General features: G+C 68.5%; 21 protein-coding genes. 11 read left to right on the top strand and 10 right to left on the bottom strand.

What is annotated here, in order from left to right:
- Positions 1 to 61 precede the first annotated feature (61 nt).
- Both BLS81_RS15125 and BLS81_RS15120 read right to left on the bottom strand, forming a co-directional pair.
- Positions 62 to 1204, bottom strand: a complete 1143-nt coding sequence (locus tag BLS81_RS15125) for an aminotransferase (RefSeq protein ID WP_093225067.1) — start codon at positions 1202 to 1204, stop codon at positions 62 to 64.
- A gap of 49 nt (positions 1205 to 1253) precedes the next feature.
- Positions 1254 to 1973, bottom strand: a complete 720-nt coding sequence (locus BLS81_RS15120; RefSeq protein WP_093225066.1) for a dienelactone hydrolase family protein — start codon at positions 1971 to 1973, stop codon at positions 1254 to 1256.
- A 108-nt stretch (positions 1974 to 2081) separates the two neighbouring features.
- Between BLS81_RS15120 and gpmA the strand changes: the two genes are divergently transcribed.
- Positions 2082 to 2768 carry a 2,3-diphosphoglycerate-dependent phosphoglycerate mutase gene (gene gpmA, locus BLS81_RS15115; protein WP_093225064.1) on the top strand — a complete coding sequence of 229 codons (687 nt, stop codon included), beginning with the start codon at positions 2082 to 2084 and terminating at the stop codon, positions 2766 to 2768.
- A gap of 9 nt (positions 2769 to 2777) precedes the next feature.
- On the opposite strand, the gene BLS81_RS15110 is transcribed toward gpmA, so the two are convergent.
- Positions 2778 to 3209: a DUF2141 domain-containing protein gene (locus BLS81_RS15110; RefSeq protein WP_093225126.1), complete on the bottom strand. Its 432-nt coding sequence runs from the start codon at positions 3207 to 3209 to the stop codon at positions 2778 to 2780.
- A complete protein-coding gene (locus BLS81_RS15105) occupies positions 3139 to 3897 on the bottom strand; it encodes a sterol desaturase family protein (protein ID WP_093225124.1) in 759 nt (252 codons plus the stop codon). Before BLS81_RS15105 ends, BLS81_RS15110 begins: the two co-directional genes overlap by 71 nt.
- A 103-nt stretch (positions 3898 to 4000) precedes the next feature.
- Here BLS81_RS15105 and crtY point away from each other — a divergent pair, with 103 nt between their 5' ends.
- The 4 genes from crtY (at position 4001) to BLS81_RS15085 (ending at position 8319) form a co-directional block, all read left to right on the top strand.
- Complete coding sequence (crtY, locus tag BLS81_RS15100; protein ID WP_093225063.1) at positions 4001 to 5161, top strand: lycopene beta-cyclase CrtY; 1161 nt, start codon at positions 4001 to 4003, stop codon at positions 5159 to 5161.
- A complete protein-coding gene (locus tag BLS81_RS15095) occupies positions 5161 to 6651 on the top strand; it encodes a phytoene desaturase (RefSeq protein WP_093225061.1) in 1491 nt (496 codons plus the stop codon). Before crtY ends, BLS81_RS15095 begins: the two co-directional genes overlap by 1 nt.
- 103 nt (positions 6652 to 6754) lie before the next feature.
- Positions 6755 to 7336, top strand: coding sequence for an LOG family protein (locus BLS81_RS15090; RefSeq protein ID WP_093225060.1), 582 nt, complete (start codon positions 6755 to 6757; stop codon positions 7334 to 7336).
- 38 nt (positions 7337 to 7374) lie between these two features.
- A complete protein-coding gene (locus BLS81_RS15085; protein WP_093225058.1) occupies positions 7375 to 8319 on the top strand; it encodes a phytoene/squalene synthase family protein in 945 nt (314 codons plus the stop codon).
- Between the two features lie 44 nt (positions 8320 to 8363).
- Here the strand turns inward: BLS81_RS15085 and BLS81_RS15080 are convergent, their stop codons facing one another.
- The 6 genes from BLS81_RS15080 to dacB form a co-directional block, all read right to left on the bottom strand.
- Positions 8364 to 8996 (bottom strand): hypothetical protein, encoded by a 633-nt coding sequence (locus BLS81_RS15080; protein WP_256326263.1) that lies wholly within the window; start codon positions 8994 to 8996, stop codon positions 8364 to 8366.
- 52 nt (positions 8997 to 9048) lie between these two features.
- Positions 9049 to 10632, bottom strand: a complete 1584-nt coding sequence (locus tag BLS81_RS15075; protein WP_093225057.1) for a lysine--tRNA ligase — start codon at positions 10630 to 10632, stop codon at positions 9049 to 9051.
- An 82-nt stretch (positions 10633 to 10714) separates the two neighbouring features.
- Entirely contained in the window at positions 10715 to 11887 is a 1173-nt protein-coding gene (locus tag BLS81_RS15070; protein WP_093225055.1) for a pyridoxal phosphate-dependent aminotransferase, read from the bottom strand.
- 50 nt (positions 11888 to 11937) lie between these two features.
- Positions 11938 to 12771, bottom strand: a complete 834-nt coding sequence (locus tag BLS81_RS15065) for a sulfite exporter TauE/SafE family protein (protein WP_093225054.1) — start codon at positions 12769 to 12771, stop codon at positions 11938 to 11940.
- Between the two features lie 318 nt (positions 12772 to 13089).
- Complete coding sequence (locus BLS81_RS15060) at positions 13090 to 14277, bottom strand: GGDEF domain-containing protein (RefSeq protein WP_093225053.1); 1188 nt, start codon at positions 14275 to 14277, stop codon at positions 13090 to 13092.
- Between the two features lie 79 nt (positions 14278 to 14356).
- Entirely contained in the window at positions 14357 to 15805 is a 1449-nt protein-coding gene (gene dacB, locus BLS81_RS15055; protein ID WP_093225051.1) for a D-alanyl-D-alanine carboxypeptidase/D-alanyl-D-alanine endopeptidase, read from the bottom strand.
- 106 nt (positions 15806 to 15911) lie between these two features.
- On the opposite strand from dacB, the gene BLS81_RS15050 reads away from it, so the two are divergent.
- The 6 genes from BLS81_RS15050 (at position 15912) to aguB (ending at position 22874) form a co-directional block, all read left to right on the top strand.
- Complete coding sequence (locus tag BLS81_RS15050; protein WP_093225050.1) at positions 15912 to 18233, top strand: DNA translocase FtsK; 2322 nt, start codon at positions 15912 to 15914, stop codon at positions 18231 to 18233.
- 299 nt (positions 18234 to 18532) lie between these two features.
- Positions 18533 to 19141 carry a LolA family protein gene (locus BLS81_RS15045; protein ID WP_093225049.1) on the top strand — a complete coding sequence of 203 codons (609 nt, stop codon included), beginning with the start codon at positions 18533 to 18535 and terminating at the stop codon, positions 19139 to 19141.
- A gap of 375 nt (positions 19142 to 19516) precedes the next feature.
- A complete protein-coding gene (locus BLS81_RS15040) occupies positions 19517 to 20323 on the top strand; it encodes an exodeoxyribonuclease III (RefSeq protein ID WP_093225047.1) in 807 nt (268 codons plus the stop codon).
- On the top strand, positions 20320 to 21381 hold the full coding sequence (gene ribA / locus BLS81_RS15035; protein ID WP_093225046.1) for a GTP cyclohydrolase II: 1062 nt from the start codon (positions 20320 to 20322) through the stop codon (positions 21379 to 21381). The genes BLS81_RS15040 and ribA overlap by 4 nt, the downstream gene beginning before the upstream one ends.
- A 130-nt stretch (positions 21382 to 21511) precedes the next feature.
- Positions 21512 to 21898 (top strand): endonuclease domain-containing protein, encoded by a 387-nt coding sequence (locus tag BLS81_RS15030; protein ID WP_093225044.1) that lies wholly within the window; start codon positions 21512 to 21514, stop codon positions 21896 to 21898.
- Positions 21899 to 22025: 127 nt separating this feature from the next.
- Complete coding sequence (gene aguB / locus BLS81_RS15025) at positions 22026 to 22874, top strand: N-carbamoylputrescine amidase (protein WP_093225042.1); 849 nt, start codon at positions 22026 to 22028, stop codon at positions 22872 to 22874.
- Positions 22875 to 23042: the final 168 nt, after the last annotated feature.

Genomic DNA, 23042 nt, shown 5'->3' with positions numbered 1-23042 from the left:
GCCCTTCGACTGCGCTCAGGGCGAACGGGGTACCGGACGGACCGACCGCCCTTCGCCCCGCTCAGGGCCGGCGCGTCATCCGCTCCAGCGCGGCGTCGAGCGTCGCGTCCTGTTTGGCGAAGCATAGCCGCACCACGTTGGTCACCGGCGCCTCGGCATAGAAGGCGCTGACCGGGATCGTCGCGACGCCCGCCTCCGCGATCAGCCATTCGGCGAAGGCGACATCGCCCATGTCGACGCCCGAAGCGGTGAGATCGATGTTGAGGAAATAGGTCGAGGCGCAGGGCAGCACGGCATAGCCGAGCCGCTCCAGCCCGTCGCGCAGACGGTCGCGCGAGCGCTGGTAGCCGGCGCGCATGTCCTCGAAATAGCCTATGTCCTTGCCCAGCCCATAGGCCGCGCCGGCCTGGAGATTGGGCGGAGTGGTGAAGGTGAGGAACTGGTGCGCCTTGGCCAGCACCGCCGCGAGGCGCGGCGCGGCGCACATCCAGCCGACCTTCCATCCGGTCAGCGAGAAGATCTTGCCGGCCGAGCCGATCTTGACGGTCCGATCGCGCATCCCCGGCTGTGCGATCAGCGACTCGTGCCGCGCGCCGTCGAACACGACATGCTCCCACACCTCGTCGCAGATCGCGATCGCGTCGTGGCTGACGCAGAAGTCGGCGAGCAGCGCACGTTCCTCCGGGGTGGCGAGCGCGCCCGCCGGGTTGAGCGGGGAATTGAGGATGATGAGCCGGGTCCTGTCGCTCGCGACCGCCGCGAGCGCCTCGGCGGTGATCCGCCAGTCGGGGGGCGCGAGCCGCACCAGCTTCGCGACCCCGCCCGCCCGCTCGACCAGCGGCAGATAGGCGTCATACAGCGGCTGGAACATCACCACCTCGTCGCCGGGCGAGACCAGCGCGAAGATCGCGCAGGCGAGCGCCTCGGTCGCGCCCGAGGTGACCACCACCTCCTCCGCTGCGAGATCGAGCCCTTGATGCGCGCGGTAATGCTCGACAACCGCCTGCCGTAGCGAAGCGGTGCCGAGCATCGGCGGATACTGATTCGAGTCCTCGATGAGCGCGCGCGCCGCTTCGGCGAGCACGTCCCCGGGGCCGCGTCCGTCGGGGAAACCCTGGCCGAGATTGATCGCCCCGCTCGCCCGCGCGCGCGCCGACATCGCCTCGAAAATGGTGGTGCCGAGCTTGGTGTAAACGGGGTTCATGGATGTTCTCTCTTGATCGGCTCGGGACGAACGAACGCTGCACGCCGGGCTACAGGAACAGCTCCGCGAGGAAATCGCGCATCGCCCGCCAACTGCGCTGGTCCGCCAACGCGCGATAGCCGAAGCCGGGGCGCTCGGGCGCGTCGCGGTCGGTGAAGGCGTGGCCGGTGCCGCCGAAGGCGAGCAACTGCCAGTCGGCCTGCCCCTCGGTCAGTTCCTGCGCGAGTCCGGTCACGGCTTCGGGGGGGCCGAGCGGATCGTCCCAGCCGTGGCAGATCAACAGTTTCGCGGTGATCGGGGTGACATTGGCATAATCCGGCCGGTCATAGACGCCGTGGAAGCTCACCACGCCGCGCACGCCGAGGCCGGCGCGCGCGATATCGAGCACGCAGCCGCCGCCGAAGCAGAAACCGATCGCGGCCAGCCGCGCCGGATCGACCCGGTCGAACCCGGCGAGCGCGGCGAGCGACGCCGCCAGCCGCTCACGCAGCAGCGCGCGGTCGGCCCGCAGCGCGTTCATGTACACGGCGGGATCGGGCGATTCGCGCGTCGTGCGTTTGCCCTGACCATAAACGTCGCACGCCAGCGCGACATAGCCGAGCGCGGCGAGATCCTCCGCCTTGCGGATATCCGCCTCCTTCTGGCCGAGCACGTTGGGGACGACGAGCACGCCGGGGCGCAGCGTCCGCACCTCGTCCTCGAACGCGATCACGCCTTCGAACGGGCCGCCGGGGCCGTCATAGATCAAGCTCTGCCGGATGATCGCCATCGCACGTCTCCTTCACATGCCGACCTGCCACGGCGCCCAGTGCGCGCGCAAGTTGCCTCGGCGCGATCAGCCGCTAAGGACAAGGCGAACACCAGCAGAGGGAAATCCATGCCCAGCCTCGTCCTGATCCGCCACGGCCAATCGGCCTGGAACCTCGAGAACCGCTTCACCGGCTGGTGGGATGTCGATGTCACGGAGAAAGGCGCCGAGGAAGCGCGCGCCGCCGGACGGCTGATGGCCGAGAAGGGCCTCGATTTCGATCTGTGCTTCACCTCGCTGCAAACCCGCGCGATCAAGACGCTCAACCTCGCGCTCGAGGAGATGCAGCGGCTGTGGCTGCCGGTCGAGAAGGACTGGCGGCTCAACGAACGGCATTACGGCGGGCTGACCGGGCTCAACAAGGCCGAAACCGCCGCCAAGCACGGTGACGAGCAGGTGCATATCTGGCGGCGCAGCTTCGACGTGCCGCCGCCCCCGCTCGAAGCGGGCAGCGCGTTCGATCTGTCGGGCGACCGCCGCTACGCGGGCATCGCCATCCCGGCGACCGAGAGCCTGAAGGACACGATCGCGCGCGTGCTGCCCTATTGGGACAGCCGGATCGCGCCCGCGCTCAAGGAGGGCCAGCGCGTGCTGATCTCGGCGCACGGCAATTCGCTGCGCGCGCTGGTCAAGCATCTGTCGAAGATTCCCGACGACGAGATCACCGGGCTCGAAATCCCGACCGGGCAGCCGATCGTCTATGACCTCGATGCCGATCTCACCGCGACCGACCGCTATTATCTGAGCGAACGCTAAGCGGCGGCATCACAGCAGGTAGCGCATCTTCACCTGCTGCCGTTCGCCCGCGCCGGTCACGCTGAAGCGCGCACTCGCGAAGCGGGGCGGACCGAAGCGGATCGGCGGGTTGCGCGAGAAGCCGAAGCCCTCGCGCGGGATGCCGGCGATCGTGTCGAGCTTGCCGTTGCCGTTCTCGTCATGGATCACCGCGATCGCATAATCGCCGTGCGGCAGCCCGGCGAACCGGATCGCGCCGCCATCCGCCGGCGCGGTCCGCCGGGTCGATTCGGCGGTGTCGACGCATTGGGGGAAATTGTCCGCCACCGCGGTCAGGCACACGCGCACCAGCCCCTTGGCCGAACGCAATCCGCCGATATCGAGCGACAGGTCAGCGACGGGCGCCGCGCCGCCGAGCATCGTCAGCGCGAGCGCGCCCAGCCCGAGCCGCCGCGCGGGCATGACCGCGCGCGAAATCGCCCAGGCCGCGATCGGTGCCGCAGAGCCGGTCCCAAACCCGGAAATAAAGCCCATAATTGCCCTCATACTGCTGGTGGTGGCGCTGGTGATGGCTCGCGGTGATGATCCAGCCCCCGATCGGCCCCCGCCATAGCGCCGCCGGGAACATCTCCCAGCCCATGTGATTGGTGACGCCCATCACCGTCATCACCGTCAGCACGATCGCGAGGCCGATCGGATGGATCGGCACGAGGAACACGAGCAGCGGCACCACCAGCGCGCCACTCAGCGCCTCGATCGGATGAAACGCCATCGCCGCCCAGGCGGTGGGCGGGCGGCTGGCATGGTGCGCGGCATGGGCGATGCGGAACACGCGCGGGCGGTGCATCCAGCGGTGCGTCCAGTAGAACCAGGTGTCGTGCGCGGCGAGATACAGCAGCACCGACACCGGCAGATACCACAGCGGCCAGGCGTGGAGATCGGCGTAAATCCGCGTCCAGCCGCGATTCTGCCATCCCCAGGCGACCACGCCGGCGGGCACGCCGTAGATCGCCGCCGAGGCGAGGCTCCAGCCGATCTCCCGGCGAATCTGCGGATCGAGCCCGGCGTACAAACCCGGATGGCGCAGCCGCGTCGCCGCCGCGAACGCGCCGCTGACGACCAGATAGCGCACCCCGACGATCACCGACATCGCGAGCGCCGACAGAAGGATGGTGAGGATTGCTGCCACGCCGCTCGCCCTACACGATCGCGGCGCGATTTGCACCGCCGCGTGAATCGGCTAGGGGCCGGCGATGTCCGAAGTCCACCATTGTGACCTCGCGATCGTCGGCGGCGGTCTTGCGGGCGGCCTGCTCGCGCTCGCCCTGCACCGCGTCCGCCCCGATCTCGATCTGCGTATCGTCGAGGAAAACCCGCATCTGGGCGGCAATCACGTCTGGTCGTTCTTCGCGAGCGATGTCGCGGCGGCGGACCGCTGGCTGGTCGCGCCGCTCGTCTGCCACGGCTGGTCGGGCTATGAGGTCGCCTTCCCCGCGCACCGCCGCGGCATCGCGCAGACCTATTATTCGATCGAATCGGAGCGGCTCGACCAGGTGCTGCGCGACCGGCTCGCGCCGCGCGCGCTGATGACCGGACGGCGCGTGACCGATCTCGCGCCGACCGCGGTGATGCTCGCGGATGGCGACCAGATCTCCGCGCAGGGCGTGATCGACGCGCGCGGCCCCGCCGATCTCACCCGGCTCGATCTCGGCTGGCAGAAGTTCGCCGGCTGCGAGGTCGAACTCGCCGAGCCGCACGGCCTCGCCCAGCCGATCGTGATGGACGCGACCGTGGCGCAGGAGGACGGCTATCGCTTCGTCTATTGCCTGCCGTTCGCGGCGACGCGGATGTTCATCGAGGACACATATTACAGCGACACGCCCGATCTCGACGCCGCGCTGCTGGCCGAGCGAATCGACGCCTATGTCGCCGCGCGCGGCTGGCTGCCCGAGCGCGTGCTGCGCGAGGAGACCGGCGTGCTGCCGGTCGCGATGGGCGGCGATTTCGAGGGATATTGGCGCAGCGGCGGCGCGGGCATCGCCAAGGCGGGGATGCGCGCCGGGCTGTTCCATCCGATGACCGGCTATTCGCTGCCCGATGCGGTGCGGCTCGCGGCGCTGGTCGCGAAGGCGAGCGATCTGTCGGGCGCCGCGTTGCACGATCTCACGCACCGCCATGCGCAACGGCTGTGGCGTGCGCGCGGCTTCTATCGTATCCTCGCGCGCATGCTGTTTCGCGCCGCCGACCCTTGGGAACGATACCGCATCCTCGAACGCTTCTACCGCCTCGATTCCGATCTGATCGGACGCTTTTACGCAGGGACGACGACGATGACGGACAAGATGCGCATCCTGTCCGGCAAGCCGCCGGTGCCGATCGGCCGCGCGATCGCCGCGCTCGCGGGGTCGCGCTGATGCCGCCCGCCGCCCGTTCCGCGATCGTCATCGGCGCTGGCTTCGGCGGCCTCGCGCTCGGCATCCGCCTGCAATCGGCGGGGATCGACACGACCATCGTCGAGGCGCGCGACAAGCCGGGCGGTCGCGCCTATGTATGGGAACGCGACGGCTTCACCTTCGATGCCGGCCCCACCGTCATCACCGATCCGGCATGCCTGCGCGAGCTGTGGGGGCTGAGCGGGCGCGACATGGCCGAGGACGTGGCGCTGGTGCCGGTGATGCCGTTCTATCGGCTCAACTGGGCGGACGGCGTCAGTTTCGATTATTCGAACGACGACCCCGCGCTGACCGCCGAGATCGCGCGGCTCAACCCCGACGATGTCGCGGGCTATCGCAAGTTCCTCGATTATGCCGCCGGCGTGTACGAGGAAGGCTATGTCAAGCTCGGCGCGACCGCGTTCCTCGATTTCGCGGCGATGATAAAGGCTGCGCCCGCGCTCGCGCGCTATCAGGCGTGGCGCTCGGTCTATTCGGTGGTGTCGTCGTTCGTGAAGGACGAGCATCTCCGCCAGGCCTTGTCGTTCCACACGCTTCTGGTCGGCGGCAATCCGATGACGACGAGCGCGATCTACGCGCTGATCCACAAGCTCGAACGCGACGGCGGGGTATGGTTCGCGAAGGGCGGGACCAACCGGCTGATCGCGGGCATGGTCACGCATTTCGAGCGGCTCGGCGGCGTGGTGCGGCTCGGCGACGCGGTGACGAGCATCGAGACGGTCGGGGACCGCGCCACCGGCGTCACCACCGCGAGCGGATGGCAGGCGCAGGCCGACATGATCGCGTGCAACGGCGACGTGATGCACATCTACCGCGATCTGCTCAAGACCTCGCGCAGCGCGCAGCGCACCCGGCAGCGGCTGGAGGGCAAGCGCTGGTCGCCGTCGCTGTTCGTCGTCCATTTCGGCATCAAGGGCACGTGGCCGGGCATTCCGCACCACATGATCCTGTTCGGGCCGCGCTACAAAGGGCTGCTCGCGGACATCTACGATCATGGCGTGCTGCCCGAGGATTTCTCGCTGTACCTCCACCACCCCACCGTGACCGATCCGAGCCTCGCGCCCGAGGGTCATTCGACCTTCTATGCGCTCGCGCCGGTGCCACACATGGGCAAGTTCCCGGTCGATTGGGCGGAGATCGCGCCGGTGCTGGAAAAGCGCATTCTCGACGAGGTGGGGCGGCGGCTGATCCCCGACATCCACGACCGGATCGTCACCAAGTTCAGCTACACGCCGGCGGATTTCGCGGGCGACCTGAACGCGCACCTCGGCAGCGCCTTTTCGCTGGAGCCGATCCTGACGCAAAGCGCCTGGTTCCGCGTCCACAACCGCGACGACCAGATCCCGAACCTGTATTTCGTCGGCGCGGGTACGCATCCGGGCGCAGGGATTCCCGGCGTGGTGGGAAGTGCCAAGGCGACGGCGGCGTTGATGCTGGAGGACTTGAAGTGAAAAGTCTCGTCGCCCCGGCGCAGGCCGGGGCCGCCGCGTTACTGAGCGTGGCCGTCGTTTCGAACGATTACGCAACGGCCCCGGCCTGCGCCGGGGCGACGCTGTGAAACGCCTCGCGGTGTACTGCGGGTCGGCCTCGCCGGCTGATCCGGTTTATATCGACTCCGCCCGCCAGGTCGGCCGCGCGCTCGCCGAGCGGGGGATAGGCGTGGTCTATGGCGGCGGGCGGCTCGGGCTGATGGGGGCGGTCGCCGATGGCGCGCTCGAGGCGGGTGGCGAGGTGATCGGCATCATCCCGACCGCGCTGGTCAGCGCCGAAGTCGCGCATCGCGGCTGCACCGAACTGCGCGTCGTCGAGACGATGCACCAGCGCAAGCAGGCGTTCACCGATCTCTCGGACGGCTTCATCAACCTGCCCGGCGGCACCGGCACGATGGACGAATTGTGGGAAGCGCTCAGTTGGGCGCAGATCGGCTATCACGCCAAGCCGGTCGGGCTGCTCAACGTCGCGGGCTATTACGATCACCTGATCGCGTTCGTCGCCAAGATGGGCGAGGTCGGCTTCCTGCGGCCGCAGCACCAGCGCATCCTGATCGTCGATGACACGCTAGACGGGCTGCTCGCGCAGATGGCGGCGCACGAACCGATCGAGACGATCACCAAGATGCGCAAGGCGGATCTGTAAGCCGTGCCGTCCCCTCCTCCGTCCGGGCTGAGCGGGTTTTGAGCGTTTCGGAACCCACCCGCGCCGAGACGGTCGCCGCGGCGCAAGCCTCGATCGCGCACGGCTCGAAGAGCTTCGCCGCCGCGAGCCGGCTGTTCGACCGTCCGACGCGCGAGAAGGCGTGGCTGCTCTACGCCTGGTGCCGCACCTGCGACGATATCGCCGACGGGCAGGAACACGGCCATGCGATGCGCCGTGTCGCCGATCCGGCGCCGCGCCTTGCCGAGATCACCGCCAAGACCGACGCCGCGCTGGCCGGCGCTCCCGTCGGCGATCCGGCCTTCGACGCGCTGCGCATCGTCGCCGGCGAGACCCGGCTGCCGCACCGCTTCGCGCGCGATCTGATCGCCGGCTTCGCGCTCGATGCCGAGGAATGGCGACCGCGCGACGAGGCCGACCTGTACCGCTATTGCTACCATGTCGCCGGCGTGGTCGGCTGCATGATGGCGATCGTGATGGGGGTGTCGCCCGAGGACGATGCCACGCTCGACCGCGCCTGCGACCTCGGCATCGCCTTCCAGCTCGCCAATATCGCGCGCGACATCGCGGAGGATGATCGCGGCGGGCGATGCTATCTGCCGCAGGCGTGGCTCGCCGAAATGGACATCCCGCCGGGCGAGCATATGAAGCCGCCGTTTCGCGACCGGATCGCGGTGCTCGCGCGCCGCCTCGCCGACCGTGCCGCGCTGTACGAGGCGAGCGCGCGGCAGGGCGCGCCGGCGCTGCCGTTCCGATCGGCCTGGGCGGTGCTGTCGGCGGCGGCGATCTACGGCGCGATCGGCCGCGCGGTCGCCGCGCGCGGCGCACGGGCGTGGGACAGCCGCGTCACCACCTCGCGCGCGGACAAGGCGCGCTTCATCCTGCGCGCGCTCGGCCAGGCGCGCGGGCGCGCGCGCATGACGATCACGCCGCGCCCGGCGGATCTTTGGACACGGCCGCGCTGAGCTTCGCTTTCACGCGCCGCGCCGACACTGGCGAGGCGCGGGTCTCAGAGCTTGCCGAATTGCGCCTCATACGCGGCGCGATCGCCCGCGACGAGCAAGCGCGCCTGCTCGATCCAGCGGTCGCGCGCCATGCGCCCCTGAAACGCGCCGAGCCGCGCGTCGAGCGCTTCCGCTTCGGCGGGGGTGAGATCGGCGATCTGGTCGAGGCGGGTGTAGCCGAGTTCGGCCAGCGTCGCCGCGAGCTTGGGGCCGAGCCCCTTGAGCTGGGTGAGGTCCGAGCCGCCTGCGGAGGTCGAGGCGGGTGCGGGTGCCGGCGGAGCGACCGGCGCCGGCTCGGGTGCCGGCTCACGGGCGGGCGCGGGTGCCGGCTCAGGTACCCGCTCTGACGCCGGTTCTGGCGCCGGTCGGGGCGGGGCGGCGGGCACGGCCGGAACGTCGTCGCCCATCGGCGATCGCGTCGTCGGCGGCGCGGTCGCGCCGGCTTCCTCGGCGATCTCGCGATTCTCGGCGACCTGCCGCTCGGCGCGGCGGCGGCGGCGCACCAGCACGCCGCCGCGCCAGATGATGAGCAACGCGGCGAGCGCGAGCACCACCATCAGCGCGATGTGGACCGCCGTGATCGGCCCCATCGCGTCGATCGACGCGGTGCTGTGCTGGGCGCTCGTCGTGGTATCCATAGCTATGCTCCCTGGGCGTCAGCCCGTCCTAACGCACGAGCGCGGCAAAGCGCTACCGCGCGAGCGCCTCGGCGATCAACCGGCGTGAATTGGCGATGCCGTAGAGTGCGATGAAGCTGCCCATGCGCGGCCCCTGGCTCGATCCGAGCAGGGTTTCGTACAGAGCCTTGAACCAGTCGCGCAACGTCTCGAACCCCCCGACCCCGTCGAACTGCGTCTTGCCGATCTCATAGACGATGTTCTGGATCGTCTCGGCATCGGCGTCGGCCGGCAGCGCCGCCAGTTCGGCGTCGAGCCGTTCGAGCGCGGCCCGCTCGACCGCATCGGGCGCGCGCTTCACCAGCGTCGGCGCGACGAAATCGCGGCCATACGCAATCGCATAGCCGATCAGCCGGTCGAGCTCGGGATAGGCCGCGGGCGTCGCATCGGGCACGTAATTGGCGAGATAGCCCCACACCTGCTCGGCGGTCGCCTCGCCCATCACGCTGACGAGGTTGAGCAGCAGCCCGAACGTCACCGGCAGCGTCCCCTCGGGCAGCTTCCCATCATGGATGTGGTGGACCGGGTTGCCGAGCCGCTCCTTCACGCCTTGTGTCGGATAATTGGTGCGGAACTGCCAATATTCGTCGACCGCGCGCGGGATGACGCCCATGTGGAGCGACTTGGCCTTCTTGGGTTCGCGATAGGCGAAGAAGGCGAGGCTCTCGGGGCTGCCATAGGTCAGCCATTGCTCGATCGAGAGGCCGTTACCCTTCGACTTGGAGATCTTCTCGCCCTTCTCGTCGAGGAACATCTCGTAGTTGAACCCCTCGGGCGGGCGGCCGCCGAGCACGCGGCAGATCTTCGAGCTTTGCGTGACCGAATCGATCAGATCCTTGCCCGCCATCTCGTAATCGACGCCGAGCGCGACCCAGCGCATCGCCCAGTCGACCTTCCATTGCAGCTTGGCATGGCCGCCGAGAATCGTCTGGGTGATCCGCTCGCCGTCATCCTCGAACGCGATCAGACCGGCGTCGGCATCGACCACCTCGACCGGCACCTGGAGCACGATGCCCGACTTGGGGCTGACCGGCAGCACCGGCGAATAGGTCGCGCGGCGATCGGCGCCGAGCGTCGGCAGCATCACGTCGAGGATCGCTTGATAGTGGCGCAGCACCGCCTTGAGCGCATCGTCGAAACGGCCATCGGCGTAATAGTCGGTCGACGAGGCGAATTCATAGTCGAAGCCGTAAGCGTCGAGGAAGGCGCGCAGCCGCGCGTTGTTGTGCGCGGCGAAGCTCTCGTGCGTGCCGAACGGATCGGGGATGCGCGACAGGGGCTTGCCGAGATGCTCGGCGAGCATCGCCTTGTTGGGGACGTTGTCGGGCACCTTGCGCAACCCGTCCATATCGTCGCTGAACGCGATGAGGCGGGTCGGCTGGTCGCTGAGCGCGTGAAAGGCATTGCGCACCATCGTCGTGCGCAACACTTCGTTGAAGGTGCCGATGTGCGGCAGGCCCGACGGGCCGTAGCCGGTTTCGAACAGGATCGGCGCGCCGCCTGGTTTGCCGTCCGGATAGCGTTTGAGGAGCTTGCGCGCCTCCTCATAGGGCCAGGCTTTGGATTCGAGGGCGGCGGCGCGGAGGTCTTCTGTCATGGTACGATGCCGACTAGCGCCAAGTGAGTCGCGCGTCACCCCCGTGGCGATACCGCGCCGAAGCGCGGCATCGTCCGGTCCATCACGCCATGATCTTGTCGAGCGCGGTGCAGAAGTCCTTCATCTCGGCGGCCGAGCCGACGGTGATGCGGCTGACCGTCGGCCAGATCGGCCACGAGCGACCGATCTCGATGCTCTGCTTGCGGAACGCCGCCTGCACGTCGCGCGCGGGCTTGGTCTTCCAGTCGATCATGAACATGTTGGCTTCGGTCGGCTTGACCTCGATCCCCTTGTATTTCTTGAGGTGATCGAGCGTCAGCCCGCGCGCGGTCCGCATCTCGGCGCGGCGCTGCGCGATCAGCGGCGCGGCGGTGAGGCTGGCGGTCGCGCAGGCGAGCGAGGGCAGCGGCAGCGCGCCGGACTGCATGCCGCCGTCGTAGCGCATCATCTTCATCAGATTGTCCGGGTTGGTCATGATGAAGCCCATCCGCATGCCGGCCATCCCGAAGATCTTCGAAAAGGTCCGCATCACGATCACGTCCTTGCGCTTGGGCGCGAGGTACGATGCGGTCGGCACGCCGGCGAAGTGCGTATAGGCCTCGTCGATCAGCACCACCGCGTCGGCGGGCTTGTTGTCGAGCAGCCACTCGATGTCGGCGAGCGGGGTGATCGTGCCGGTCGGGTTGTTGGGCGTGCAGATATAATAAAGCCCGGCGTTGGGATCGGCGGCGACCATCGCTTTTACGTCGTGGGTATAGTCCTTGGTGAGCGGCACCGCCTTGACCGGCACCTTGAGCCACTGCGCGGTGCGCCCCGCCAGTTCGAAGGTCGGATCGGCGGTGACGAGGCCGCGCCCCGGCGAGCAGAAGGTGACGACCGCGCGCGACAACGGATCGCTCGACCCGGGCCAGGGCGCGACATGATCGTAGGGCACGCCCTCGACCGCCATCACCGCCTTGATGAAATCGCCGCGCTCGTCGTGCGGCGCATAGCGGTTGCCGCTGGCGATGATCGCCGCCGCCGCTTTCTGACCCGGTGCGAACGGGCCGGTCCAGCATTCGTTCGCACCGATCCGCACGCGCGCGGTGGGTGCGGGATCGGGCACGCCGCCCGACGCCCAGGCCGGGCGGCCGAGCGTCGCCGCCGCCGCGCCGACCCCGAACACCGCCGCGATCCGCGCGAGATCGCGCCGGCCGAAGCCGCGGCCCAACAGATCGTCCTGAACCTCTTCCGTCACCATCACGCTATCCGACATGGTTTTGCCCCTGAGAAAAAGTGAGAATTGCCAATAGATCGTTGAGCGATTCAGCGCAGATGCAGCGCCTTCATGAACATCGTCATCGAGATTACGACGAGATACAGGCCGAACACCTTCTTGAGCGGCGCCGCCGGCAGATTGTGCGCGACCGCGACGCCGTAGGGCGCGGTCAGGATCGACATCGAGGCGATCGCGAAGGTCGCCGGCAGATTGACGTAGCCGAGCGATCCCCACGGCAGCCCCTTCTCGCCGAAGCCGGTGATCATGAAGCCGATCGCGGTCGGGATCGCGATCAGCACGCCGATGCCCGCCGCGGTCGCGATCGCCTTGTGGATCGAGCGGCCGCACAAGGTCATCACCATGATCGCGATGCTGCCGCCGCCGATGCCGAGCAGCGAGGAGAAGGTGCCGAGCCCCCCGGCGATCGCGACGCGCGGCGCGAGGCCCGGCATGGTATCGGAAATAACGAAGTTGCTGAGCTTGGGCACGAGGAAGTTGACCGACATCAGCAGCACGCCGATCGCGAAGATCAGCAGCAGGATATGCCCGTCGACATGGTCCGCCAGCACGACGCCGGCGGCATCGCCCAGCACCAGCCACGGCGCCCAGGTCTTGAGCACTTCCATATCGACCGCGCCGCGCTTGGCGTGCGAGCGGAACGAGCGGATCGAGGTGACGATGATCGTCGCCGCCGACGTGCCGATCGCGACATGCGCATATTGCGATTTGTCGCCGCCGAGCAGCGGCAGCAGATACACCAACGCGGGCACCACGATGAAGCCGCCCCCGACTCCGAATATGCCCGCCGTGAACCCGGCCGCGAGCCCCGCCGCCAACAACGCCATCAGCGGGACGAGCCACGCCGTCATTTCCACCGTCATCAAGAACAACCCCCTTGTCGATCGTTCGTGCGCCTGTTCCGGCGCCGCGCCCCATTGTAACGAATCACCCAGAGCGAACCGCCATCGGAAATATCCTGCGGCAAAAGTTTTTCTGGGTAGGGCGTTGTTTTGCGCCGCAGCATCAAAGTCAACTCAATATGATTGCCCGACAGGAAAACGCGACGATCGGAGCGGGGCTGTGGCGCATTGGGCACAGCGCGGCGCGTGGCCGCATGTCCAGGCGGTTTTCCGGCCGACGCGCGCCGGCGCTTCGCGCGACTCGGCGGGGTGCGGGCGTGTCGGTGTCGGTCGGGCGGCTCAGCCCGCCGCGGCGGCCCGCAGCAGCATCGGGAAGCCGAGCTCGGGCACGAAGCGCGCGCCGATTTGCGGCTCGTGCGTGACGGTCCGGTTCCGCCCGGCGTCCTTGGCCGCGTACAGCGCCGCGTCGGCGCGGGCGGTGACGTCCAGGAAGAAGCGGTCCGCCGCCTCGCTCGCCGCGACGCCGAAGCTCGCGGTCAGCGGTGCGGCGACGTCGATCGCGCCCCGGTCGGCGGCGGCGAAGCGCTGGCCGATCACGCCCGCGAGCCGCGCGCCCTCCCCCGCCCCGGCGCCGGGCAGGAAGATCGCGAACTCCTCGCCCCCGGTCCGCGCGGCGACGCCGCCGGGGGGCAGCGCGGCGGCGATGATCGCGGCCAGCCCGGCGATCACGCCGTCCCCGGCGAGATGCCCGAAGCGATCGTTGACGCTCTTGAAATGGTCGATGTCGCCGATGATCATGCAGCCCTCCAGCGGCAGCGCCGCCAGCGCCTGTTCGAAACCGCGCCGGTTGAGCAGCCCCGACAGCGGATCGGTGATGGCGTCGCGCGCATAGCCCGCGACCACATCGAGCAGGATCGCCGCGAGCGCCGCCAGCCCCCACACCATGCCGAGGATCGCCGCGACCGACTGCATCTCGAACCCGTAGATCGTGCGCAGATAAGCCGGATGCCCGGCGAGCAGCGCGAGCGTGACGAACACCCCGCGCCCGGTGGTTTCGAGCGCGACCAAAGCGGTGATCGCGAACAGCAGGCGATCGATCTTCAGCGTGACGCGGCGGCGCATCGCGATCAGCACGGGCAGCAGCAGCAGCCCGCAACTGATATCCGAAGCGACATATTCGAGCGGCTGGTTGCGCGGGCCATAGATCGCATAGCCGCACACCGCCATCGTCGCCGCGGCGATGCCCAGCCGCGCGAGGCGGTGGCGATGCGGCCTGCCGATGTGGTGGAGCAGCCCCTGCCCATAGCCGAGGAACGACAGCGCGAAACAGCCGTCGGCGCCCAGCGCGCCGAGCGGAGCATCCTGCACGCTCTGCGGGAACAGCGGCATCGCGAAGCCGACCGCGCCCCACAGGAATCCGAACGCCCACCAGGCCGCGCCGCGCCGATACCAGCGCCACACCAGCCCGAACACGATCGTGAAGATCGCCATATAGGCGGGCAGCAGGAAGGCGAACGGACTGTCCATCGTCAACTGCCGCCGTCTGCCCCCTGCCCCGCCCGACTGCTAACCATCGTTGGTTAACGAAACGTTTGCCAGCGGCGCGTCAGTTCGCTGCCGCCACCGCCTCCAGCGCGGCGTCGATCGCCGGGGTGGCGCTCGCGCCCTCGGGAATGTCGTTGGCGAACAGGGCGAAGGTCAGCGTGCGCCCGCTCCGGGCGATCAGCCAGCCCGACAGCGCCGAGGTCGCGTTGAGGCTGCCGGTCTTGGCGAACAGCCGATGGTCGAGCGGTGTGCCGGCGAACCGCCGCGCGAGCGTGCCGTCGGCCCCGCCGACCGGCAACGTCTCGCGCCACGCCGCGCCCCAGCGCTGGCCGGAAATCCAGCGCAGCAGCGCGACCATGCCGCGCGGGCTGACGCGGTTGTAGGTCGACATGCCCGATCCGTCGTAAAGATCGAACGCGGCGCGCGCCACGCCCGCCTCCGCCAGCATGCCGCGCACCGCCGCCTGTCCGTCGGCGATCGCGCCGCCGCCCCGCACGCGCCCGATCCGCCGCAGCAGCAGTTCGGCGTGGAGGTTCTGGCTGGTCTTGTTGGTGATCCGCACGTCCTCGGCGAGCGGCGGTGGCACCAGCCGCGCCAGCGCCGGCGGCTCGGGCGGGTGCGCGATCGCCGCGCCGCCGCGCCGGGCGGGATCGTCGCCGGGGCTGGGCGGCCGGTGCCGCGCCGTCGCGTGCCCGCTCACCGTCACGCCCCGCGCGCGCAACAGGGCGCGAAAAGTCCACGCCGCGTACTCGGCGGGATCGTCGATGCCGAGGCGGTCGCGCAGCGGCGCGGCGCCGCGCGCGATCGTGCCGGTGATCCGCAGCACGGGGCGGTTCGGCGCGCGCTCGAAGCCGATCGCGGTCGCGCCGCCCGCCACGGTGATCGCGGCGTTCTCCACCGTGTAATAGGGGCTGGCCGTGACGCGCGGCGCCGCGCCGAGCGTGGCGGCGGGCGTCACCGTGATCGGAAGTTCGTTGTCGTCGAGCGTCAGCGCCGAAACACCGGTGCCCGAGCGGGTCTGGATGGTGTTCCAGCTCATCCCGGGGCTCCAGCGCAGGTCCGGGAACCAGCTATCGTCGCCGATCACATCGCGCACGACCCGCGTCTTCGCCGCCACGGCGTCCGCGAGCGTCGCGAGGCAATCGACCGTGCAACCGGCGGCGCTCGACAGCCGCGCGTCGCCATGCCCGGCGAGCACCACGTCACGCCCCTCGATCCGCACGCTCGCGCCGCCTTCGATATCGGGCCGGGTCAGATCGCCGAGCATCGCGAACGCGGTCGCGGTGGTGAAGATCTTGGTGTTCGAGGCCGGGACGAAGCGATCGTCGGGACGGACCGCGACCAGCTCGCGCCCATCGGCATCGACCACGAGCAGCCCGATTCGCGTGCCCGCCGGCGCGGTGGCGAGCGCCGCCGCGACGCGTGCGTCCACCGCCTCCGGTGCCTGCGCGGCGGCGGGGACGGCGAGGACGAGACACAGGGCAAAGCATAGGGGCAGCGCGCGCTTCATGCGCGGCACCGTAGCGCCCGATCACGGCACCGCAAACTTGACGCGGACTCCGTCCCGCGCGATGATCGGACGGAACCAACAGCCAACATTCAGGGAACTTCGAAGCATGGCGAGCCGCGTGCAGCCGCCGCTATGGCGTGAGACGGTGAAGGCTGGGGCGGTGCGCAGCACCCGCGTGATCGGCGCGATGGCGATCGTGATCGCCGTCGTCGCGTTCGTGATCGCGCTGGCGAGCTATCATTCGGGCGATCCCTCGTTCAACACCGCCTCGGCGGGGCCGGCGCGCAACTGGCTCGGCCCGGTCGGCGCGTGGAGCGCGGACCTGATGCTCTTCCTGTTCGGCCCGCTCGTCGTGCTGATGCTGCCGGTGCTGATGCTGATCGCGCTGCGGCTGTGGCGCGACGTGCCGGTCGGGCGCTGGCGGCTGATGCTGCTGCTCGCGACCGCCGGCGTGGTGCTGATGGGGACGACACTCGCGCTGATCTCGGCGACGGCGGTGCTGTGGCTGCCCGCCGGCTGGGGCGGGCTCGCGGGGCTCGCGATCGCCGAGTCGCTGCGCTTCGCGGTCGGCTTCGTTCCCGATCAGCAAGCGATGCTGTGGACGGCGCGCGCGCTGGGCGCGCTGATCGGGCTCGCCGGGCTTGCGTGCTGGGCGTCGAGCTTTGTCGTCGGGCTCGACGGCGCGAGCATTCCGAGCCGCATCAAGGCGCTCGCCGACCTGCGCGAGCGCGACCGTGACGGGCTGATCGAGGACGTGCCCGATCGTGTCGTCACGCGCGATCCCGCCGATACGCCGCGCATCAGCGTGCCGCGCCCGGTCGCCATGCCGGACGACCGCCCCGCGCCGGTCATCAGCGACCGCACGATGGCGAGCGCGGCGCCGCCGCGCCCGCGCGCGCAGCAGACCTCGTTCGATCTCGGCGACAGTTCGCAATTGCCCTCGATCGACCTGCTCAAGCCGGCCCCGCCCCCGACCGGCGGGCCGATCGACAAGGCCGCGCTCGAACGCAACGCCCGTCTGCTCGAATCGGTGCTCGACGACTTCCATGTGAAGGGTTCGATCGTCAACGTCCGCCCCGGCCCGGTGGTGACGATGTACGAACTCGAGCCGGCGCCCGGCATCAAGGCCAACCGCGTCATCCAGCTCGCCGACGACATCGCGCGCAATATGTCGGCGATCTCGGCGCGCGTCGCGACGATTCCCGGGCGCACCGTGATCGGCATCGAACTCCCCAACGCGCGCCGCGAGATGGTGGGCCTGCGCGAACTGATCGACGCGATCGAGGACGAACCCGGCTCGCTGCCGCTCGTGCTCGGCAAGAACATCGCCGGCGACGCGGTGATCGCCAACCTCGCGCCGATGCCGCATCTGCTCGTCGCGGGCACCACCGGCTCGGGCAAGTCGGTGGGCTTGAACAGCATGATCCTGTCGCTGCTCTACCGGCTCCGCCCGGACCAGTGCCGGATGATCATGATCGATCCCAAGATGCTCGAACTGAGCATGTACGACGATATCCCGCATCTGCTCTCGCCGGTCGTCACCGATCCCGCCAAGGCGGTGCGCGCGCTCAAATGGGCGGTCGAGCAGATGGAGGATCGCTACCGGCAGATGTCCTCGGTCGGCGTGCGCAGCCTCGCCAGCTTCAACGACAAGGTCCGCGCCGCCAAGGCCAAGGGCCAGCCGCTCGGGCGCAAGGTCCAGACCGGCTATGACCCCGAAACCGGCGCGCCGACCTATGAGGAGGAGACGCTCGACTATCAGATCCTGCCGCAGATCGTGGTGATCGTCGACGAACTCGCCGATCTGATGATGACCGCCGGCAAGGAGGTCGAGTTCCTCATCCAGCGGCTCGCGCAGAAGGCGCGCGCGGCGGGCATCCACCTCATCATGGCGACTCAGCGGCCCTCGGTCGACGTCATCACCGGCGTCATCAAGGCCAACCTGCCGACGCGAATCTCCTTCCACGTCACCTCGAAGATCGATTCGCGCACCATCCTCGGCGAACAGGGCGCCGAGCAACTGCTCGGCAAGGGCGACATGCTCTACATGCCCGGCGGCAAGGGCATCGTCCGCGTCCACGGCCCGTTCGTGTCCGACGACGAAGTTCATGCCGTGGCTGACCATTGGCGCTCGCAGGGGCGGCCCGATTACATCCAGTCGGTCACCGAGGAGCCCGAGGAGAGCTTCGCGATGGACGGCGCGCCCGCCGGCGAGGATTCGGCCGAGGACCAGCAATATCGCAGCGCGATCCAGTTGGTGTGCGAAAGCCAGAAGGCGTCGACCTCGTGGCTCCAGCGCCAGCTCCGCATCGGCTACAACTCGGCGGCGCGGCTGATCGAACGAATGGAGAAGGACGGCATCGTCGGCCGCCCCGACCATGTCGGCCGCCGCGAAGTGCTGCGCGATCGCGAGGGGAATCCGGTTTGAGGCGGTGAGATTTCCCCCGTTCGTGCTGAGTAGCGATTGAGTAGGGCCGAAGGCCCGTATCGAAAGCGTATCGAAGCACGGTAATCGCGCGGGGCCTGTCCTTCGATACACCACCTCGATACGCCCTGCGGGCTACTCGGTGGTTACTCAGGACGAACGGGGGATATGCACGGTCCTGAGGCATCGATTTCCGCATCGACTGCGGCGGGCACGCGATCCGCAGCCTCTGTTGACGATGGTTCAGAGCGGGTTCAAGCCACGCCGCGTAAGCGCGACCGCAGAATTTCGGGAGTTTTGACATGATCCGTTCTCCGGCCTGGGCGCTGCTCGCGGCGCCCGCCCTCATCGCCGCCGCGCCCGCGAACGAGGATCTCGCGCTCGTGCAGAAGCATCTGCGCAGCATACAGACGATGACCGCCGCCTTCACCCAGACCGATCGCAACGGCAAGGTCGTGACCGGCACGCTGACGCTCAAGCAGCCCGGCAAGATCCGTTTCCAATATCAAAAGGGCGTGCCGATCCTGATCGTCGGCGACGGCAAGGCGCTCACCTTCATCGATTATTCGGTGCGGCAGGTGCAGCGCTGGCCGATCGGGTCCACCCCGCTCGGCGTGCTGCTCAACCCCGATCGCGATATCGGCGGCATCGCGCATGTTGTCGACAGCGGCGATCCGCGCATCGTCTCGATCGACGCGACCGACCCCAAGCACCCCGAATATGGCCGCATCAATCTGGTCTTCACGCGCGACCCCGCCGCACCGGCGGGGTTGCGGATGGAAGGCTGGGTCGCGCTCGATTCGCAGAACAACCGCACCACCATCCGCCTGTCCGACGAACGCTTCAACGCCCCCGTGTCGGACGGCATGTTCCGCTGGAACGACCCGCGCAGCAAATCGCCCAAAGGCTGAGCTTCCCCGCGCAACACAATATTTCCAGGGGGAAACACAATAACGCGAATGTCATCCGAATCCGGCCCGGCCGTTCATAGTGGCGACAGGTTCGGGGGCCTAGATCGGTCTTGCGGTTGCGGGGACTTCGAGATTTCCCCCTGTTGCTCGAAGCTCCGCTCCCCGCCTGCGTGACGAACGCCGGTCGGCCCTCGCTCCATGCCCCCGGAGCGAGGGCCTTTCCTTTTAGAGTATCGCCCGTTCGTCCTGAGCGAAGTCGAAGAACGTGTTACAGGCGGTGCGCTTGGGACGCGCACTTCGACTCCGCTCAGTGCGGACGGTGGCGCGCAAACAACCGCGCTGGCGCCGCGCCGCCGCGATAGCTACATGCCCGCAATGCCTTCCTCCGTCGCCGACACGCTCAAGATCGTCTCCTGGAACATCAATTCGGTGCGGTTCCGCATCGAGATCGTCGAACGCTTCCTCCGAGACGTCGCGCCCGACATCCTGTGCCTTCAGGAGACCAAGGTGATCGACGGCGATTTCCCCGCCGCCGCGTTCAAGGCGCTCGGCTACAAGCATATCATGCTCCACGGCCAGCGCATGCACCACGGCGTCGCGATCCTCAGCCGCGTGCCCTTGGTCGAGGACGACCGGCTCGACTGGCAGGCGAATCGCGAGGCGCGGCATATCGGCGTGCGGCTGGCGAACGGGATGCGGATCGAGAACGTCTATGTGCCGGCGGGCGGCGACGTGCCCGATCGCGACGTGAACCCCAAGTTCGGCCAGAAGCTCGATTTTCTCGAGCGGATGACCGCCTGGTCGCAGAGCCTGACCGCGCCGACGCTGCTGGTCGGCGATTTCAACATCGCGCCGCTCCCTTGCGACGTGTGGGGGCACAAGCAGTTGCTGGGCACGGTCAGCCATACCCCGATCGAGGTCGAGGCGCTCGACCGGCTCAAGGCGTCGAATAGCTGGGTCGATCTCGGCCGGCATTTCCACCCCGCGCCCGCGCGGCTGCATACCTGGTGGAGCTATCGCTCGCCCGATTTCACCGTCAACGATCGCGGGCGCCGGCTCGATCATATGTGGGCGACCGCCGAGGTCGCGGCCAAGGCGGTGTCGCATACCGTGTTCGAGGCGTGCCGAAGCTGGCTCAAACCCTCCGATCACGTGCCGATCATGACCGAGTTCGCGGCATGAGCGACGCGCGCCTCACCGCGCTCGCGATCGACGCGCTCCGGCGCGGCTGGCCGATCGCGATTCGCGGGACCGACGGCGATCTCGCGCTGCTGCCGATCGAGACCGCTGATCCCGCCCGCCTCGCGGCGTTCGATTCCGAGGGCCGCGCCCCCGTGCTGCTCAGCGCCGGCCGCGCGGCGACGCTCAAGCTCGCCAACCAGCGCGACGCCGCCGTGCCCGACGCGCCGGTGCTGATCGAGCGCACGCGCTGGCTCGATTTCGCCGCCGCGACCGCGCTCGCCGATCCGCAGTTCGATTTGCAGAACCCGCTGATGGGTCCGTTCCGCGCGATTCCGCTCGCCGAGATGGCGGCGGCGGGCGCGGCGCTCGCGCTCGCTCGGATCAGCGGGATGCTGCCGGCATTTTTCGCGCTGCCGGGCGGATCGGCGGCGCTGACGATCACCCCCGCCGACATCGCCGCGCATGAGGACGCCGCGCGCCTCACCATCGCCACGCACGCGCGTCTGCCGGTGGCGGGCGCCGAACACGCCGAGATCTATGCGTTCCGCACGCCTGAGATGCCCGGCGAGCATGTCGCGCTGCTGATCGGCACGCCCGACGGCACGCCGCCGCTGGTGCGGCTGCACAGCGAATGCCTGACCGGCGACGTGCTCGGCAGCCTCAAATGCGATTGCGGTCCGCAACTCGACGCGGCGATCGCCGCGATCGCGGCGAGCGGCTGGGGCATCCTGCTCTATCTGCGGCAGGAGGGGCGCGGCATCGGCCTCATCAACAAGCTGCGCGCTTATGCACTGCAGGATCAGGGCTTCGACACGGTCGATGCCAACACGCGGCTCGGCTTCGCGATCGATTCGCGCAATTTCGCGGTGGCGGCGCGGATGCTCGCGCTGCTCGGGCAGGATGCGGTGCGGCTGCTCACCAACAACCCCGAGAAGGTCGCGCAGCTCGAAGCGGCGGGCATCACCGTCACCGAGCGCGTGCAGCACGTGCTGCCCGCCAACCCGCACAACGAACGCTATCTCGCGACCAAGCGCGACCGGACTGGGCATCAGTTCTGATCTGCTCCCTCTCTGATCAGGAGAGGACACGAGGGCAGAAAGTACCGGGCTTCGCACCTTTTGCCCCTCCCTGGAAGGGAGGGGTTGGGGGTGGGTTGCTCTCCGTATTAGGCGACGGCATCCTCATGCGATGCCTCGAATAGCCCCTCACATGACGGCAAACGCTCGCCTGTTGCGCAACGCCGCAACTGCGGAGGAGCGCGCCTTGTGGTCGCGCCTTCGCCACCTGCGTCCCCGCTTCACGCGACAACTTCCGATCGGCAGCTATATCGTCGACTTCGCGTGTCGCTCGATCAAATTGGTGGTCGAACTCGACGGCAGTCAGCACATCGATGCCGTCGCTTATGACGACTCGCGCACGCTATTCCTCGAGAGCCTTGGCTCGCGTGTCTTGCGATTCTGGAACAGCGAGGTTCGCGAGAATACCGATGGCGTGGCCGAAGCGATCATGGCAGCGGTCGCGCATCGTCTCGGGCCGACCCACCCCAAACCCCTCCCTTCCAGGGAGGGGCTTTAGTCTAGCGCCCGACGACAACCGCCCCACCTTCCCGAACGCCCCGCCCATCCCCATCTCCGCGCCCTCGCTCGCGCGATTTTGCCGGCGGGAGGGTGCGGATGTCACACGCACCCGCTAAGGGAGCGTCATGACCGAGATCACCGTCGCTGCGCTGCAGCTCGCCTTCAGCAACGATATTGATGCCAATATCGCCCATGTCTCAGAACTCGTCCGCGAGGCGGCGGGGAAGGGCGCGCAGGTGATCCTGCCGCCCGAACTGTTCGAGGGCGAATATTTCTGCCGAGTCGAGGACGAGGGGCTGTTCGCCACCGCCAAGCCCACCGCCGAGCACAAGGCGGTGCTGGCGATGCAGGCGCTCGCCAAGGAGCTGAACGTCTATATCCCGACCAGCTTCTTCGAGGCGGACGGGCCGCATCACTACAATTCGCTGGCGATGATCGGCCCCGATGGCGGGGTGATGGGCGTGTACCGCAAGAGCCACATCCCCGATGGGCCTGGCTATGAGGAGAAATTCTACTTCCGCCCCGGCAATACCGGCTTCAAGGTCTGGCCGGGTCCGCAGGCGACGCTCGGCGTCGGCGTGTGCTGGGATCAATGGTATCCCGAGACCGCCCGCGCGATGATGCTGATGGGCGCCGAGATCCTGTTCTACCCGACCGCGATCGGCAGCGAACCGCATGACGCCGATCTCGACACCTCGCGGCTGTGGCGGCGCGCGATGATCGGCCATGCGGTGTCGAACGTGGTGCCGGTGGTGGCGGCGAATCGAATCGGCACCGAACATGGCCAGACCTTCTACGGGCACAGCTTCATCTGCGACGAGCGCGGCGATCTGGTCGCGGAGTTCGGCGCGGGCGAGACGGGCGTGCTGACCGCACGGTTCGATCTCGATCGCGTCAAGCGGCACCGTGCCGCATTCGGGTTTTTCCGCGATCGCCGGCCCGAGCTGTACGGGCGGCTCTCGCAGGACGTGTGAACGCTATCATCGGCCCGGTTCCGCAGCTCAACCCCGCTGGACACCGTGTCGTCGCATTAATGCAATTGTAATTGCAAATTTTGCACTTGCGAGCAGCCGTGTTGCGGCGCACAAAGAGTGTGCCTTTCAGGCATCCTCTCCTAAAACTTTCATGGCCGGTCTCGTACC

Source organism: Sphingomonas sp. NFR15 (genome assembly GCF_900103265.1).
Taxonomy (GTDB): domain Bacteria; phylum Pseudomonadota; class Alphaproteobacteria; order Sphingomonadales; family Sphingomonadaceae; genus Sphingomonas; species Sphingomonas pollutisoli.
This window is presented reverse-complemented; position numbering and strand designations above follow the sequence as displayed.

Bases quoted from the DNA above. Each gene is read 5' to 3' on its own strand.
- BLS81_RS15125 (WP_093225067.1), bottom strand. From the start codon at position 1,204: ATGAACCCCGTTTACACCAAGCTCGGCACCACCATTTTCGAGGCGATG.
- BLS81_RS15120 (WP_093225066.1), bottom strand. From the start codon at position 1,973: ATGGCGATCATCCGGCAGAGCTTGATCTATGACGGCCCCGGCGGCCCG.
- gpmA (WP_093225064.1), top strand. From the start codon at position 2,082: ATGCCCAGCCTCGTCCTGATCCGCCACGGCCAATCGGCCTGGAACCTC.
- BLS81_RS15110 (WP_093225126.1), bottom strand. From the start codon at position 3,209: ATGCCCGCGCGGCGGCTCGGGCTGGGCGCGCTCGCGCTGACGATGCTC.
- BLS81_RS15105 (WP_093225124.1), bottom strand. From the start codon at position 3,897: ATGTCGGTGATCGTCGGGGTGCGCTATCTGGTCGTCAGCGGCGCGTTC.
- crtY (WP_093225063.1), top strand. From the start codon at position 4,001: ATGTCCGAAGTCCACCATTGTGACCTCGCGATCGTCGGCGGCGGTCTT.
- BLS81_RS15095 (WP_093225061.1), top strand. From the start codon at position 5,161: ATGCCGCCCGCCGCCCGTTCCGCGATCGTCATCGGCGCTGGCTTCGGC.
- BLS81_RS15080 (WP_256326263.1), bottom strand. From the start codon at position 8,996: ATGGATACCACGACGAGCGCCCAGCACAGCACCGCGTCGATCGACGCG.
- BLS81_RS15075 (WP_093225057.1), bottom strand. From the start codon at position 10,632: ATGACAGAAGACCTCCGCGCCGCCGCCCTCGAATCCAAAGCCTGGCCC.
- BLS81_RS15070 (WP_093225055.1), bottom strand. From the start codon at position 11,887: ATGTCGGATAGCGTGATGGTGACGGAAGAGGTTCAGGACGATCTGTTG.
- BLS81_RS15065 (WP_093225054.1), bottom strand. From the start codon at position 12,771: ATGACGGTGGAAATGACGGCGTGGCTCGTCCCGCTGATGGCGTTGTTG.
- BLS81_RS15060 (WP_093225053.1), bottom strand. From the start codon at position 14,277: ATGGACAGTCCGTTCGCCTTCCTGCTGCCCGCCTATATGGCGATCTTC.
- dacB (WP_093225051.1), bottom strand. From the start codon at position 15,805: ATGAAGCGCGCGCTGCCCCTATGCTTTGCCCTGTGTCTCGTCCTCGCC.
- BLS81_RS15050 (WP_093225050.1), top strand. From the start codon at position 15,912: ATGGCGAGCCGCGTGCAGCCGCCGCTATGGCGTGAGACGGTGAAGGCT.
- BLS81_RS15045 (WP_093225049.1), top strand. From the start codon at position 18,533: ATGATCCGTTCTCCGGCCTGGGCGCTGCTCGCGGCGCCCGCCCTCATC.
- BLS81_RS15040 (WP_093225047.1), top strand. From the start codon at position 19,517: ATGCCTTCCTCCGTCGCCGACACGCTCAAGATCGTCTCCTGGAACATC.
- ribA (WP_093225046.1), top strand. From the start codon at position 20,320: ATGAGCGACGCGCGCCTCACCGCGCTCGCGATCGACGCGCTCCGGCGC.
- BLS81_RS15030 (WP_093225044.1), top strand. From the start codon at position 21,512: ATGCCTCGAATAGCCCCTCACATGACGGCAAACGCTCGCCTGTTGCGC.
- aguB (WP_093225042.1), top strand. From the start codon at position 22,026: ATGACCGAGATCACCGTCGCTGCGCTGCAGCTCGCCTTCAGCAACGAT.